Here is a 14,078-nt window from a genome sequence, read left to right on the forward strand (position 1 = left end):
ACCGGTGAGTCACCCGGGGGACCTCGTCCCCCGGCCCCCAACTGTCCGTCCTGGGCCGTCCCCCGGGTCGTGCACATCCCAAATCCCGTGACCGACAAGGCGGTTGCACGGGTGCCCCTGTGAACCTTGGGAGACGGCACCATGACCCAGCAGTCCCTTCAACCCAGGACCACGGCCGACGACGCGGGAGAAGGCACCCGCGTCCCGGCAGGCAGGTCCTGGCTCGACCGGTACTTCCACATATCCAAGCGGGGATCCACGGTCGCGCGTGAACTGCGCGGCGGCGTCACCACCTTCATGGCGATGGCGTACATCCTCCTGCTCAACCCCCTGATCCTGTCCGGCAAGGACGCGGCGGGGGACACGCTCGGCCAGAAGGCGCTCATCACCGCGACCGCGTTCGCGGCGGCCCTCACCACGCTGCTGATGGGTTTCTTCGGCAAGGTGCCCCTCGCGCTCGCCGCCGGCCTCTCCGTCTCCGGCGTGCTGTCCTCGCAGGTCGTGCCCGTGATGACCTGGCCGCAGGCCATGGGCATGTGCGTGATGTACGGCGTGGTCATCATGCTGCTGGTCGTCACCGGCCTGCGCGAGATGATCATGAACGCGATCCCGCTGGCCCTCAAGCACGCGATCACCATGGGCATCGGCCTCTTTGTCGCCCTGATCGGCTTCTACAAGGCCGGCTTCGTCCACCAGGGCAAGGCCACCCCGGTGACCCTCGGCCCCACGGGCGAACTCGCGGGCTGGCCCGTCCTGTTGTTCGCCGTCACCCTCCTCGCCATCTTCATGCTCCAGGCACGCGGTGTTCCCGGCGCGATCCTGATCGGCATCCTCGGCGGGACCGTACTGGCCGTCCTCCTCAACGCTGCCGGGGCCATCGCCCCGAAGCAGTGGGCGAGCGGCGCTCCCGAACTGCACGGCAGCGCGGTCTCCATGCCGGACTTCTCGATCTTCGGGAAGGTGGAGTTCGGCGGCTGGGGCGAGGTCGGTGCGATGACGGTCGGCATGATCGTGTTCACACTGGTGCTCGCCGGGTTCTTCGACGCGATGGCCACCATCATCGGCGTCGGCACCGAGGCGAAGCTGGCCGACGCGCAGGGCCGGATGCCGGGCCTGTCCAAGGCCCTGTTCATCGACGGCGCGGGCGGCGCGATCGGCGGGGTGGCCGGCGCCTCCGGCCAGACCGTGTTCGTCGAGTCGGCGACGGGTGTGGGCGAGGGCGCCCGCACCGGGCTGTCCTCCGTGGTCACCGGCCTGTTCTTCGCTGCCTGTCTCTTCTTCACCCCGCTCACGGCGATCGTGCCGGGCGAGGTCGCGGCCGCCGCCCTCGTGGTGATCGGTGCCATGATGATGATGAACGCCCGCCACGTCGACTGGGCCGACCGCGCCACCGCGATCCCGGTCTTCCTGACCGTCGTGATCATGCCGTTCACCTACTCGATCACCGCGGGCGTCGCCGCGGGCGTCATCTCGTACGTCGCGATCAAGGTCGCCCAGGGCAAGGCGCGCGAGATCGGCGCCTTCATGTGGGGACTGACGGTGATCTTCCTGGTGTACTACGCCCTCAACCCCATCGAGAGCTGGATGGGCGTGCACTAGCACGCTTGAACGCCCCCTTGCGCAACCGCTGTACGCAACCGCTGTACGCAACCGCTGTGAAGGAGACCGAGACATGCTGGACATCGCCGAAGAGCTGCACCGGTGGGTCGAGCAGGGACGTGACTTCGCCGTGGCCACCGTGGTGGCCGTCGGCGGCAGCGCGCCCCGCCGGCCGGGTGCCGCCCTCGCGGTGGACGCCGACGGCACGGCGATCGGCTCGGTCTCCGGCGGCTGCGTGGAGGGGGCGGTCTACGACATGTGCCAACAGGCGCTGGAGGACGGCGAGTCGGCCCTCGAACGCTTCGGCTACAGCGACGAGGACGCTTTCGCCGTCGGCCTGACCTGCGGCGGCGTCATCGACATCCTCGTCACCCCGGTCCGGGCCGGCGACCCCGTCCGTACGGTGATCACGGCCGCCCTGGAAGCCGCCGCGAAGGGACAGGCGGCGGCGCTGGCGCGGATCGTCTCCGGACCGGGCGAACTCGTCGGCCGCGCACTCGTCGTACGACCCGAGGGCCCCTCGGGCCACGGCGGCTTCGGCGCCCATCCCGAGCTGGACCGCACGGTCGCCGCCGAGGCCGGCGCCTTCCTGGACGCGGGCCGCACCGGCACCCTGGAGATCGGTGAACAGGGCTCGCTCTGCGGCGCCCCGCTCACCGTGCTCGTCGAGTCCTCCGTGCCACCGCCCCGGATGATCGTCTTCGGCGCGATCGACTTCGCGTCGGCCCTGGTGCGGGTCGGCACGTTCCTCGGTTACCGGGTCACCGTGTGCGACGCGCGGCCCGTCTTCGCGACCGAGGCACGCTTCCCGGAGGCCGACGAGATAGTCGTCGAGTGGCCGCACACGTACCTGGAGCGCACCGAGGTCGACGCCCGGACAGTCCTGTGCGTCCTCACCCACGACGCCAAGTTCGACGTCCCCCTGCTGCGCCTGGCCCTCCGGCTCCCGGTCGCCTACGTGGGCGCCATGGGCTCCCGCCGCACCCACCTCGACCGCAACGAACGCCTCCGCGAAGTCGGCGTGACCGAAATGGAGTTGGCGCGGCTGCGGTCACCCATCGGCCTTGACCTCGGCGCCCGTACGCCCGAGGAGACGGCCCTGTCGATCGCCGCGGAGATCGTGGCGGCCCGGCGGGGCGGCAGCGGGGTCTCCCTCACCGGCGCGCACACACCGATCCATCACGACGGGACGTCGGCAGCGGCCCGGCGGATCGGGTCGGTGGCCTGAGCGGACACCTGGGGCTGGTCCGGCCCGGCGAACGCGCGCGAGCTCCTCGACCTCGTTCACCCGCACGGTCGTACCGTCAACTGCCGTCATGGCGCCCACTGTTGCAGGCCGGTCACGATCCCCGCAGCAGCCGGTTCAGGGCCCGCCCGAACACCGACCGGGCGGCCACGCCAAGCAGGCGTTCGGGGACGAGGGGGAAGCGCAGGGTCTCCCGCCAGATCACGCGGGCCCGGCCACCCGGGCCCGGGTGCACCTCCAGTTCGGCCCAGCCCCGCACCACCCGGCCGCGCTTCTCCAGACGGCACAGGCCGGAGACGCCCTCCGCCGGCGGGCGCCAGACCGTGACCTCCATGGGGTCGTCGAAGCCGAGCGGGCCGATCCCCGAACGGGCGACGACGAGCGTGCCCTCGGCCGTCGGCCCCGGCGGCACGACGGTGACGCGCGTCAGGGGGACGACCTCGCCGTGGCGGGGCCACGCCGTGAGGCGGCGCCAGGCCTCGTCCGGGGAGAGCGGGGCCGTACGTTCGAGGAGGAAGGTGACCACGAGCTGATCTTAGGGAATCAGTCCTGCTCAGAGTGGATCTCATGGGGCGCGCGACCGTACGGCGGCCGCCCGGACGGGCCCTGGGGGCAGCGAACCGCAGGACAGGCCGCCGCATGGTCCGGCTTCACACGGTTACTCGCCGAGGGGAAGAAGTGCCGTGAGAGCGGGAGGTGGCCGCATGACGCGCGTGCGTACGGTGCTGTTCGACCGCGACAGCATCCTTGCCGGAGACTCGCCCGGCCCCGACCGGGTGCGCCCCGCGCCGGGTGCCGGTGAGGCGCTCGGCATGCTGCGCCTGCACGGCGTCCGCACCGGGTTCATGGCCCTGCAACCGGGCATCGGACACGGGCCGCTCAGCGATGCCGACGTGCGGGCCGTCAACCACCGCGTCGACGAACTGCTCGGCCCCTTCGACATCTGGGGAGTGTGCCCGCACGGGCCCGACGACGGCTGCCACTGCCGTCCGCCCGAACCGGGCCTGATCCTGTGGGCGGCGGGCCGGGTGTGCACCGCGCCGGCCGACTGCGCGGTCGTCGGCACCGCCGCGGACGCCGAGGCCGCGGCCCGGGTGGGCGCCCACGGGATCCTCGTACCGGACGAGCGGACCCGGCCGGAGGAGACGGCACGGGCCGATCATGTGGCGCCGGACGTCCTGACCGCCGTACGCGCGCTGCTCGCCGGGCCGCCGCGGGGGCGGGTCCTGGTCGACGAGCGGCCGATCGAGTCGGCCTTCGAGAACGACGAGGCGTGAGGCTCAGGGATGGGTCCAGCGGCACAGGAGTCGGAACACCGCGAACAGGGCCAGTGGCCATATGGCCGCGAAGGCCCAGATCACCGCGGGCCGCGAGGTGACGATGCCCGTCACCATGAGTCCGGTCGACATCGCGAGCAGCAGGCTCACGGTCAGGACGTGCGGCCGGTAGTGGGTCACCCGGGTGAGGTCCGGCCGTCGGCGCGGCCGGCTTGAACGCATCCGGCGGGCCAGCCGGCGGTCGCGGCGCAGGGCGCGTTCCAACTCGTCCAGGATGCGCTGTTCGTGATCGGGGAGTCGCCCTGTCGTCACTGTCGCTCCTCGTGAATCCGCAGAGTCCCTTCTCCTAGTGCCCGGAGAAGGACCCGCGAACCGTCCGGTGACGGCCCCGGTGCCCGCGCCGGACGGCGGCGCGGGCACCGGGGCGGCACGCGGACGGGTCAGTTCTCGCCGAGGAGCTTCTTCATCTCGCTGATCTCGGCCTTCTGCGTGGTGACGATGTCACCGGCCATGGCCGTGGCGGCCTGGTCCTCGCCCTTGGCCTTCTCGGTGCCGGCCATCTCGACGGCACCCTCGTGGTGCTCGACCATCATGGTCAGGAACATGGAGTCGAAGTCCTTGCCGGACGCCTTCCCCAGCTTCTCCATGTCGGCGCTGTCCATCATCCCGGCCATGCCGGAGTGCGCCGAGTGGTCCATGCCGGGCATCGCCTCGGGGACCTTCTTGCCCCAGGTCCTCAGCCAGCCGCTCATGGTCTCGATCTCCGGCCCCTGGGCCTTCTCGATCCGGGCGGCGAGGTCCTTGACCTCGGGCGAGGAGGCCCGGTCGGCGGCCAGGCCGGCCATCTCCACGGCCTGCTGGTGGTGCGGGATCATGCCCTGGGCGAAGGAGACGTCCTGGGCGTTGTGGGTGCCGGCCGAGGTCTCGGCGGCGGACACCGACGGCGACGAGGCGGCCGAGCCGCTGTCGTCGCTGTCGCCGCCGCAGGCGGTGAGGGTGAGGGCGGCGCTCAGGGCGACCGCCGCGAGACAGGCACGGCGGATCACGGTACGGGTACTGCGCATGCTGGAACTCCGTTGCGGTGAAAGGGATCTGGACGTGGCGGAACACGCCGTGTCTAGATCCGCAGGAGCTGGAGTTCCGCGAGGGAGGGCGGGGCGCGGGCACCTTCCTGGGCCGCGGCCGTCTGGGCGCACAGGTCGACCGTGCCCGGGGTGCTTCCCGACGGATCGGGAACGAGCGCGGGCAGGACGGGCCCACCGCTCACGGCCCCCGACGTACAGGTCGCGTCGGCGTGGTGGAGATGGCCCGAGCCGCAGCCGTCGTGACAGACGGTGTCGACGACGACAGCGGCCGCCGTCGCCATGTGCGGGGACCTGCCCTCGTGCCCACCCATGCCGCCACCGGGCGCCAGGGCGTGCATGCCCAGCACCCCCACGAGCAGCCCCAGCACGAGCAGCGCCCGCCACAGGGGCGGACGCGCGCTGGGCTGCTCGGAGCTGGTCATCGGGCTCATCCTAGAGGGGGGCTGTGTCACGGCCGTGCATCGACGCCGTCCGTCCTGGGTACGTCCCGGCGCCGCCCTCTGTTCAGTGCGCACGGGCGCGGGTCCCTCCGGCGTACGTTCTCCGGGAGTCCGTCGAGGGGCGGCGGGCCGGGAAGGACCGTGTGGACACCGACAGCCGAGCCAAGGCACAGCGCTTCGCCGACCTGCACCGGGAGGGCTGCTTCCTGCTCCCCAACGCGTGGGACGTGGGCAGCGCCCGGATCCTGGAGGCGGCCGGGTTCCCGGCCGTGGCGACCACGAGCGCGGGCGTCGCGTTCTCGCTCGGACGGCCCGACCACGACTTCTTCGCCGAACAGCCGCCCGAGGACCGCGTCGACCGCGAGACCATGCTGGGCCGGGTCCGCGAGATCGCGGGCGGGCTCGCCGTACCGCTGAGCGCGGACCTGGAGGACGGATACGGCGAGTCGCCCGAGACCGTCGCGGACACCGTCGCGAAAACCCTCGCCGCCGGAGCCGCGGGCGGCAACATCGAGGATTTCACCGGCGACCGCACCCGTCCGCTGTACGACCACAAGCTCTCCGTCGAGCGGGTCCGGGCCGCCCGCGAGACCCTGGCGGCCGACGGGGAGCCCTTCGTCCTGGTCGGCCGCACCGACGCGCTCCTGGTGGGCGGCACGCTCGACGAGGCGGTGCGGCGGGCCAACGCCTATCTGGAGGCCGGTGCCGACTGCGCGTTCGTGCCGGGCGCCGCCGACGCCGAGACCATCGGCAGGCTGGTCCGCGAGATCGACGGCCCGCTCAACGTGGTCATGGGCCTGACCGGCAACGCGCTCTCCCTCGACGACCTGCGCGCACTCGGCGTCCGGCGGGTCACGGTCGGGGGCAGCATCGCCCGTGCGATGTACCGCCGTGTGCTCGACGCGGCACGGGAGCTGGCCGACCTGGGCACCTTCTCGTACGCCGCCGACCAGCTCTCCCCGACCGAGCTCAACGACCTGTTCCGGCAGGGCTGGAGGCGGGGCTAGCGGCGGGGCCGGCGGACGCCGACGCACAGCTCGGCGCCTCCGGGGCGTCCTCGGCGTGCCGCGTCAGCGCGCAGACCGTACGCAGGGCGACCTTCCAACCGCCCTCCTGGAGTACGGCCGCCCCCGGGCCGCCGGTGTCCAGCCGGCGGCCCTCGCGCGTGAGGTCGTAGGCCACCTCGGCCCGCACGTCCGAGGTGTACGCCAGGGAGGTCACCTCGGCGCGCAGCTTGCTGCCGCTCGGGTCGCGGAAGAGGTTGTCGATCATCAGGGCGTTCTCGTCGCCGTCCTCGACGACGTCAGTGCGCTGGTCCAGGGAGGACTTCGGGTCGAACAGGACCGTCCACGCCTCCCGGATGTCCCGCTCCGCCTGGTCGGGGTCCGAGGGCGCGGTCGCGGTCGGTGTCGGGGAGGCGGAGAGCGAGGGGGAGCCGCCGGCCGTGGTCGGGCCCGGGGAGCCGGTGACGGAAGGCCGGCCCGTACGGGAGGCGCCCTCGTCACCGCCGTCGCCGTCGCCGCAGGCTCCGGTCAGGACGAGGGCGGCGACAGTCAGGGCCACCGCCCAGGTCCCGTGCCGTGCAGGGGAGTTCGCGCAGGTCATGGCACTCCATCTCCGGGTACGCCGTGGGGCTGGCCTACCCGGAGGCGCGGGATTCATCCAGGGCGCCGGGGAAAACCCCCGGACGGGGTGCGCCTACCCCTCGGCGCCGCTCCGCCGCCGTACCGCGAAGACCGCCGCGGCCACCGCCACGACGATCCCCGCGCCGATCCCGGTCCAGGCACCCGCGGACAGGCCGCCCTCGTCGTCCTTCCCGGTGTCGGCGGCCTGCGGGGAGGGCGCGGGCGTGGTCTCCACGGCTGTCGGGATCGGGCTCACGGCGGTGCTCGGGGAAGGGCTGACCGGCTTCGCGTCCGGTGCCGCCGCCTTCAGCTTCAGGGTCGGCGCCGGGTTCTCCCCGTTCTCGTCCAGCTCGATCCAGCGGTCGACGTGCCCGTCGCCGTAGGTCTGGAGGGTCTTGAAGGCGACCTCCTCCGCGTCGGGCAACTGCCGTACGACGACCGAGTACTCGGCGCTCTCGCCGGTCTTCAGTTCCGTGCCCCTGACGGTGTAGCCGTCGTCGGTCGGGCTGAACTTCCAGCCCACGGGGCCCTTGCCGTACCTCACGTCGGCCGGGGTGATGCCCTCGGGCAGAACCACCCGCACCTCCTTGATCCCGGAGGTGTCGGACTCGGCCTCGGCGTGGAAGGAGACGGTGACGTTCTCGGCGAGGGCCTGCGCCTTGTCGGCCTCGACCTCGGTGTGGGCGGCGGCCGGGACGGCCGTCAGGAGTACGGCGGTCGCCGCTGCGGCGGCAGCGACGGACAGACGGGACAGGGGGATTCGGGACATGGAGGTCTCCAGGCGAGCTGGTACGGCGGGGCGGCCGTGCGGCGCGGGCCGGGACGGCGTCCCCGTGGGGTCAGTGGGCGAGAGCTGCGCTCGCCGCCGGAGGACCTCGCCGTACCACCGCGTGCGCCAGCAACGGGCGTGCCGTGAGCGGCCGTTCGTCGTACGCCGGCGCGACCGTCATCGCGGCCGTCCACGCGGGTGACGTGGGCCGGGTGAACAGCGGCCGGGCGGCGGCCAGTCGGTCCCGTACCGCGTCGAGAGCCGCCGTCACCCCGCGGGCCACCGTCCAGCAGGCCGCGTCCGCGCGGTGCAGCAGGACGGCGACGAGCACGGCGACCAGCGAGTGGGCCGCCGTCATGACCAGGGAGCCGTGGAGCCGCTCGTGCCACGCCGTGCCGCCGTCGCGCACATGTCCGCCAGGGTGGTGCGCGGCGGCGGTGAGCGTCAGCCACAGATGCAGCCCGGACTGTCCCGCGACACTGCACGCGACGACCGTCGCCAGGCTTCGGGGCCGCTGCACCCCGACGAGACCCACCGCGAAGAGCACGGCCGTCGCGGCGACCCCCCGCCCCCAGGGCACCGGGCCCTCGGCGAGCAGGTGATGGGCGCTGACCCCGAGCACCGTGCCGACGACGGCGAACACCGCGGCCCGCAGTACGGGCAGTGGAGCGCGAGTGGTCGGGGCCGGCAGGTGCATGGCCCGCTCATCATGGATCATCGCGGGGCCGGCCGGCAGGGAAAAGCGTGGACCGGGTACGGACGCCGATGTCTCAGCGGGTGCCGGGCCCCTGCTCGGTGCCTCCGGTGGTGCCGGGCCGGAGGACCTCTCCCTGGACGACCTTGGGTTCCGGACCGTCCTCCCGCCCCGCACGGGCCTCCGCCTTGAGGATGCGTGCCGACCTGCCCGCCGTGCGGGTCAGTTCCGGGCCCTTCCTGACGGCGAGGACCACTATGACGACGACGAGGATGATCGCGAGCTCGCTCAGTCCGAACATGGGGTGGGCCTCCGTCGGGGGGACGCCGGGCCGGACGAGATGCCCGCCGGACCGGCAGCGTACCCCGCACTCCCGGGAACAGGTAGCTTTGCCCGTCCTTTACTATTGGATGCGACCTGCCCCCGACAAGAAGGAGCCACGGTTCCGCGATGGGTGAACCTCCCAGTACCGGCCGCGCCACGTCCCCCGCATACGGATGGGCGGGGACGGCCCGGTGACCGAGATCCTGCTGCTTGTGTCGGCCGTGCTCCTCACCTTGGCCTGTGCCGTGTTCGTCGCGGCCGAGTTCTCCTTGACCACCGTCGAGCGTGGCGACCTGGAGCGGGCCGCAGAGGCGGGTGAGCGCGGCGCCGAGGGCGCGCTGAAGGCCGTACGCCGGCTCACTTTCGAGCTCTCCGGCGCCCAGCTCGGCATCACCGTCACCTCGCTGGTGATCGGCATGCTCGCCGAGCCCTCCCTCGCGGCGCTCCTCAAGGGCCCGCTGAAGGCCGCCGGCCTGGGCGGCGGCGCCGCTCCGGTGGCGACCGCGCTGGGCGTGGCCCTGTCCACCGTCGTCCTGATGGTCGTCGGCGAGCTGGTGCCGAAGAACTGGGCGATCGCCCGCCCGCTGGCCGTCGCCAAGGTCGTCGCCGGACCGCAGAGCGCCTTCACCGCCCTCTTCGGCCCGTTCATCCGCCATCTCAACAACACCGCGAACCGTTTCGTACGACGCTTCGGCCTGGAGCCCGCCGAGGAACTGGTCTCCGCCCGCGGCCCCGAGGAGCTCGTCGCGCTCGCCGAGCACTCCGCCGCCGAGGGCGCCCTGGAGGCCGACTCCGCCGAACTGTTCGTACGCACCCTGCACCTGGGCGAGCTGACCGCCGAGAACGTCATGACACCGCGCGTCGACGTCAAGGCCCTCGAAGCCCACGCGACCGCCGCCGACGCCGCCAACCTCACCCACGCCACCGGCCTGTCCCGCTTCCCGGTCTACCGGGACAGCCTGGACGAGGTCATCGGCACCGTGCACATCCGCGACGTACTCGCCCTGGAACCCGGCAAGCGGGCCACCACCCCGGTAACCGAGCTGGCCACCGCGCCCCTGCTGGTCCCGGACAGCCTCACGGCCGACCGGCTCCTGGAGCGGATGCGGGCCTCCCGCACCATGGCCGTCGTCATCGACGAGTACGGCGGCACGGCGGGCGTGGCGACGGTCGAGGACATCGTCGAGGAGGTCGTCGGCGAGGTCCGCGACGAGCACGACCCCGTCGAGAGCCCCGATCTGCGGCCCGCCGGTGACGGGACGTGGGAGGCCGAGGGGTCCGTCCGCGTCGACCGGCTGGGCGAGACAGGCCTCACGGCGCCCGAGGGTCCGTACGAGACCGTGGCCGGACTGGTCGCCACCCGCCTCGCGCGCATCCCCGCCAAGGGCGACGGCATCGAGCTGGAGGGCGGCTGGCGCATCGAGGTCCTGGAGATCGACCATCACCGGGCCGACCGCGTCCTGATCACCGCGCCGGCCCTGGTGCGGGTGGGGGAGGAGGCCCGATGACCACCGTCCGGCTGCTCGTCGGCGCGCTGACGCTGCTGACCAACGCCTTCTTCGTGGGCGGCGAGTTCGCCCTGATCTCCGTGCGCCGCAGCCAGATCGAGCCCCGCGCGCGTGAGGGCCACAAGCGGGCCCGGATGACCCTGTGGGGACTCGAACACCTCTCCGCGATGCTGGCCACCGCCCAGCTCGGCATCACCGTCTCCTCGCTGGTGCTCGGCGCGGTCGCCGAACCGGCCATCGCGCACCTGCTGGAGCCCGGCTTCGAGGCGGCCCGCATCCCGGACGGCCTGGTGCACCCGATCGCGTTCGTGATCGCCCTGTCGCTGGCCACCTATCTGCACATGCTGATCGGCGAGATGGTGCCGAAGAACATCGCCCTCGCGGCACCCGTGCCGACCGCGCTGCTGCTCGGCCCGCCGCTCGTGGCCCTCACGCGCGCGCTCAAGCCCTTCGTGTTCGGCATCAACGCCTTCGCGAACGCGCTGCTGAAGCTGCTGCGCGTCGAACCCAAGGACGAGGTCGAGTCGGCGTTCACCGACGACCAGCTCGCCCGCATGGTCGTCGACGCCAGTGAGGCGGGGCTGCTCTCGCCCGCCGACGGCGAGCGGCTGCGGGACGCGCTGGAGCTCGGCACCAGGCCGGTCGGCGAGATCCTGGTCCCGGTGCCGAAGATGCGGACCGTCGACACCTCGGTCACCCCGGCCCGGCTGGAGCGGGTCGCCGCCGACGCTGGCTACTCCCGCTTCCCGGTCACCGGCCCGGACGGCACCCTGCTGGGCTACCTGCACATCAAGGACACCCTGGGCGTCACCGAGCGCGACCGGCCCTTCCCGCGCGCCGCCCTGCACCCGGTCACCCGGGTCCGCATCGACACCCCGCTGGACGACACCCTCACCGCGCTGCGCGCCGACGGGAGCCATCTGGCGGCGGTGACGGGACAGGCGGGGGCCGTCCTCGGCTTCGTGACCATGGAGGACGTCCTCACCGAGCTGGTCGGGCCGACGCCGGCCACCGTATGACCGCCGGGCGGTCCCGTCGCCCGGCCGGCGGATCCGGGGAACGCCGCCATCGCCCCAGCCGTTCACACAGCGCCCATCACTACCTGAGGAGCAAGCCCGTGTCCGCCACACCGACGGACTCCCACCCCGCACGATCGACCCGCCGGTGAGCACCACGAATGCCGTCCTCGGCCTGCTGGCCGTGTTCCTGCTGACCGCCGGCACCGGCTACTTCGTCGCCCAGGAGTTCGCGTACGTCTCCGCGGACCGGCTCGCCCTCTCCCGTGCGGCGGAGGCCGGTGACAGGAAGGCCGCCCGCGCGCTGAGCGTGCTGGAGCGGCTGTCCTTCATGCTCTCCGGCGCCCAACTGGGCATCACCGTCACCGGTCTCGTCGTCGGCTTCATCGCCGAACCCTCCGTCTCCGCCCTGCTCAAGCCGGCCCTCACCGGCCTCGGTGTCCCCGAGGGGGCCGTCGGCGGGATCTCCGTGGTGCTGGCCTTCGTCCTGGCCACCGTCGTCCAGATGGTCCTGGGCGAGCTGGCCCCGAAGAACCTCGCCATCGCCGTCCCGGAGCGGCTGGCGAAGGCCCTCGCGCCCTCCACGCTCGGCTACCTCAAGGTCGTCGGCCCGCTGGTGCACGTCTTCGACGGCGCGGCCAACCGCCTGCTCCGCAGGGTCGGCATCGAACCCGTCGAGGAACTGCACCACGGCGCCACCCTGGAGGAGCTGGGCCACCTCATCGGCGAGTCCCACGAACAGGGCGAACTGCCCCGGGACACCGCCGAACTCCTCGACCACGCCCTGGAGTTCTCCGAGCGCACCCTCGACGAGGTGATGGTGCCGCGCGTCGACGCCGTCTTCGTCCGCAAGGACGCCACCGCCGCCGAGGCCGTCGACCTGATCGCCGAGCACGGCCACTCCACCTACCCCGTCCTCGGCGACCACCCCGACGACATCCCGGGCGTCCTGGGCGTAAGGGAGTTGACGCGCCTGCCGGCCCATGAGCTGACCCGGGTCACCGCGGGCGCCCTCGCCCGCACCCCGCTGCTGCTGCCCGACACCCTCCCGCTGCCGGAGGCGGTCGCGCAGATGCGGGAGCGGGACGAGGAGTTCGCGGTCGTCCTGGACGAGCACGGCGGCGTCGCCGGCATCGTCACCTACGAGGACATCGCCGAGGAACTGGTCGGCGACATCGCCGACGAGACCGACACCGTCGCCGAACCCGCCGTGCGCGACGGGGACGGCTGGCTGGTCGACGCGGGCCGCCGCCTCGACGAGATCGCCGACGCCACCGGCGTCGAACTGCCCGAGGAGGAGGACTACGACACCGTCGCAGGACTGGTCGTGGACCGCCTCGGCCGCTTCCCGGCGATCGGGGACCGGGTCACCGTCGAGCTGCTCGGCGGCGGCCGTGCGGTGATCGACGTACGGACACTGGACCGGCACGTACCGGAACGCGTCCGCGTGGAGAGGGTGGAGTCGGCATGAGTTTCCCGATGGCGCTCTTCGTCACCGTCCTGCTGCTGATCGGCAGCGGCTTCTTCGTCGCCGCCGAGTTCGCGCTGGTCGCCGCCAAGCGGCACCGCATGGAGAAGGCCGCGGCCGAGGGGCGGCGCGGGGCGAAGGCGGCCCTGGCCGGGATGCGCGAACTGTCACTGATGCTGGCCGGCGCCCAGCTCGGCATCACCGTCTGCACCCTGGGCCTGGGCTCGGTCTCCAAGCCCGCGATCTCCCACGAACTCGACCCGCTGCTGCACCACTTGGGCCTGCCCAGCGCGCTCAGCTACGGCATCGCCTTCGTGGTCGCCATGGTCGTCGTGGTGTTCCTGCACATGGTGCTCGGCGAGATGGCCCCCAAGTCCTGGGCGATCGCCCACCCCGAGCGCTCCGCGATGCTGCTCTCGCCGCCCTTCCGAGGCGTGGTCAAGGCCGTGCGGCCGCTGCTCTCGGTCCTGAACAGGATGAGCAACGCGCTGGTACGGCTGTGCCGGGTCACCCCGCGCGACGAGCTGGCCGCCGTGCACAACCGTGAGCAACTCACCCACCTGGTCGAGGAGTCGGAGCGGCTGGGACTGATCAGCGAGGCCGACTCGGACCTGCTCACCCGCTCGCTCACCGAGCCCGACACCCCGGTCGCCGACCTCCGGATCCCGGCCGCGGAGATCACCTCGGTGGCCGGGGACGCCGACCTCGACACCATCCTGCGCACGGCAGCCGACCACGACCGCACCCGCATGCTGGTCCGCGAGGGCGACCTCGTGCTCGGCTCGCTCCACGCCCGCGACGCCCTGGTCGCCCGCGCCCGCGCCCGCGCCCGGACCGCCACCGCCCGCACCCTGGCCCGCCCGGTCCCGGAGCTGACGGAGGACACCAAGGTCGCCGACGCGATCGACCTGCTCCGCCGCAACCGGGCCTCGCTGGCGGTCGTACGGGACGGGACGGGCACGCTTACGGGGATGGTGACGCTGGACGATCTGCTGGCGCGCTACCTCCAGCCGTCCTGAGGGCGGTC

The 14,078-nt window shown here is 72.8% G+C and carries 16 protein-coding genes; 8 read left to right on the forward strand and 8 right to left on the reverse strand.

All coding sequences use genetic code 11. From position 1 onward, the window contains the following. Window positions 1–141 precede the first annotated feature (141 nt). Complete coding sequence (locus H293_RS0116565; RefSeq protein WP_020118978.1) at window positions 142–1,599, forward strand: NCS2 family permease; 1,458 nt, start codon at window positions 142–144, stop codon at window positions 1,597–1,599. Between the two features lie 73 nt (window positions 1,600–1,672). Beyond that, complete coding sequence (locus H293_RS0116570; protein WP_020118979.1) at window positions 1,673–2,827, forward strand: XdhC family protein; 1,155 nt, start codon at window positions 1,673–1,675, stop codon at window positions 2,825–2,827. A 112-nt stretch (window positions 2,828–2,939) separates the two neighbouring features. Here the strand turns inward: H293_RS0116570 and H293_RS0116575 are convergent, their stop codons facing one another. Beyond that, the gene (locus tag H293_RS0116575; protein ID WP_020118980.1) at window positions 2,940–3,371 is read right to left on the reverse strand and encodes an SRPBCC family protein; all 432 of its coding nucleotides are present in this window, start codon (window positions 3,369–3,371) and stop codon (window positions 2,940–2,942) included. A gap of 178 nt (window positions 3,372–3,549) precedes the next feature. Between H293_RS0116575 and H293_RS0116580 the strand changes: the two genes are divergently transcribed. Continuing rightward, the gene (locus H293_RS0116580) at window positions 3,550–4,122 is read left to right on the forward strand and encodes an HAD-IIIA family hydrolase (protein ID WP_020118981.1); all 573 of its coding nucleotides are present in this window, start codon (window positions 3,550–3,552) and stop codon (window positions 4,120–4,122) included. Between the two features lie 3 nt (window positions 4,123–4,125). Here H293_RS0116580 and H293_RS0116585 read toward each other — a convergent pair whose 3' ends face one another. From H293_RS0116585 to H293_RS0116595, 3 genes are all read right to left on the reverse strand, one after another. Beyond that, window positions 4,126–4,434, reverse strand: a complete 309-nt coding sequence (locus H293_RS0116585) for a DUF3040 domain-containing protein (protein WP_020118982.1) — start codon at window positions 4,432–4,434, stop codon at window positions 4,126–4,128. A 128-nt stretch (window positions 4,435–4,562) separates the two neighbouring features. Further along, on the reverse strand, window positions 4,563–5,186 hold the full coding sequence (locus H293_RS0116590; RefSeq protein ID WP_020118983.1) for a DUF305 domain-containing protein: 624 nt from the start codon (window positions 5,184–5,186) through the stop codon (window positions 4,563–4,565). 53 nt (window positions 5,187–5,239) lie between these two features. Further along, on the reverse strand, window positions 5,240–5,629 hold the full coding sequence (locus H293_RS0116595) for a DUF6153 family protein (RefSeq protein ID WP_020118984.1): 390 nt from the start codon (window positions 5,627–5,629) through the stop codon (window positions 5,240–5,242). 161 nt (window positions 5,630–5,790) lie between these two features. On the opposite strand from H293_RS0116595, the gene H293_RS0116600 reads away from it, so the two are divergent. Further along, on the forward strand, window positions 5,791–6,654 hold the full coding sequence (locus H293_RS0116600; RefSeq protein ID WP_020118985.1) for an isocitrate lyase/PEP mutase family protein: 864 nt from the start codon (window positions 5,791–5,793) through the stop codon (window positions 6,652–6,654). On the opposite strand, the gene H293_RS0116605 is transcribed toward H293_RS0116600, so the two are convergent. The 4 genes from H293_RS0116605 to H293_RS0116620 form a co-directional block, all read right to left on the reverse strand. Then, entirely contained in the window at window positions 6,617–7,252 is a 636-nt protein-coding gene (locus H293_RS0116605; protein ID WP_020118986.1) for an MTB12 C-terminal domain-containing protein, read from the reverse strand. The genes H293_RS0116600 and H293_RS0116605 overlap by 38 nt on opposite strands. 93 nt (window positions 7,253–7,345) lie before the next feature. After that, on the reverse strand, window positions 7,346–8,041 hold the full coding sequence (locus H293_RS0116610; RefSeq protein ID WP_020118987.1) for a DUF1775 domain-containing protein: 696 nt from the start codon (window positions 8,039–8,041) through the stop codon (window positions 7,346–7,348). Between the two features lie 70 nt (window positions 8,042–8,111). After that, a complete protein-coding gene (locus H293_RS0116615) occupies window positions 8,112–8,738 on the reverse strand; it encodes a hypothetical protein (RefSeq protein WP_020118988.1) in 627 nt (208 codons plus the stop codon). A 73-nt stretch (window positions 8,739–8,811) separates the two neighbouring features. Next, on the reverse strand, window positions 8,812–9,036 hold the full coding sequence (locus H293_RS0116620) for a twin-arginine translocase TatA/TatE family subunit (RefSeq protein ID WP_020118989.1): 225 nt from the start codon (window positions 9,034–9,036) through the stop codon (window positions 8,812–8,814). Between the two features lie 214 nt (window positions 9,037–9,250). On the opposite strand from H293_RS0116620, the gene H293_RS0116625 reads away from it, so the two are divergent. The 4 genes from H293_RS0116625 (at window position 9,251) to H293_RS0116640 (ending at window position 14,070) form a co-directional block, all read left to right on the forward strand. Continuing rightward, window positions 9,251–10,567, forward strand: a complete 1,317-nt coding sequence (locus tag H293_RS0116625) for a hemolysin family protein (protein ID WP_020118990.1) — start codon at window positions 9,251–9,253, stop codon at window positions 10,565–10,567. Then, window positions 10,564–11,586 (forward strand): hemolysin family protein, encoded by a 1,023-nt coding sequence (locus H293_RS0116630; RefSeq protein WP_020118991.1) that lies wholly within the window; start codon window positions 10,564–10,566, stop codon window positions 11,584–11,586. Before H293_RS0116625 ends, H293_RS0116630 begins: the two co-directional genes overlap by 4 nt. 145 nt (window positions 11,587–11,731) lie before the next feature. Then, window positions 11,732–13,054 carry a hemolysin family protein gene (locus H293_RS0116635; protein WP_020118992.1) on the forward strand — a complete coding sequence of 441 codons (1,323 nt, stop codon included), beginning with the start codon at window positions 11,732–11,734 and terminating at the stop codon, window positions 13,052–13,054. Next, window positions 13,051–14,070, forward strand: coding sequence for a hemolysin family protein (locus H293_RS0116640; protein ID WP_028807901.1), 1,020 nt, complete (start codon window positions 13,051–13,053; stop codon window positions 14,068–14,070). The genes H293_RS0116635 and H293_RS0116640 overlap by 4 nt, the downstream gene beginning before the upstream one ends. Window positions 14,071–14,078: the final 8 nt, after the last annotated feature.

This window comes from Streptomyces canus 299MFChir4.1 (assembly GCF_000383615.1).
Taxonomy (GTDB): domain Bacteria; phylum Actinomycetota; class Actinomycetes; order Streptomycetales; family Streptomycetaceae; genus Streptomyces; species Streptomyces canus_C.

Coding starts and splice junctions, on each gene's coding strand:
- H293_RS0116590 (WP_020118983.1), bottom strand. CDS start 5,186: ATGCGCAGTACCCGTACCGTGATCCGCCGTGCCTGTCTCGCGGCGGTC.
- H293_RS0116610 (WP_020118987.1), bottom strand. CDS start 8,041: ATGTCCCGAATCCCCCTGTCCCGTCTGTCCGTCGCTGCCGCCGCAGCG.
- H293_RS0116595 (WP_020118984.1), bottom strand. CDS start 5,629: ATGACCAGCTCCGAGCAGCCCAGCGCGCGTCCGCCCCTGTGGCGGGCG.
- H293_RS0116580 (WP_020118981.1), top strand. CDS start 3,550: ATGACGCGCGTGCGTACGGTGCTGTTCGACCGCGACAGCATCCTTGCC.
- H293_RS0116620 (WP_020118989.1), bottom strand. CDS start 9,036: ATGTTCGGACTGAGCGAGCTCGCGATCATCCTCGTCGTCGTCATAGTG.
- H293_RS0116640 (WP_028807901.1), top strand. CDS start 13,051: ATGAGTTTCCCGATGGCGCTCTTCGTCACCGTCCTGCTGCTGATCGGC.
- H293_RS0116565 (WP_020118978.1), top strand. CDS start 142: ATGACCCAGCAGTCCCTTCAACCCAGGACCACGGCCGACGACGCGGGA.
- H293_RS0116570 (WP_020118979.1), top strand. CDS start 1,673: ATGCTGGACATCGCCGAAGAGCTGCACCGGTGGGTCGAGCAGGGACGT.
- H293_RS0116615 (WP_020118988.1), bottom strand. CDS start 8,738: ATGCACCTGCCGGCCCCGACCACTCGCGCTCCACTGCCCGTACTGCGG.
- H293_RS0116630 (WP_020118991.1), top strand. CDS start 10,564: ATGACCACCGTCCGGCTGCTCGTCGGCGCGCTGACGCTGCTGACCAAC.
- H293_RS0116605 (WP_020118986.1), bottom strand. CDS start 7,252: ATGACCTGCGCGAACTCCCCTGCACGGCACGGGACCTGGGCGGTGGCC.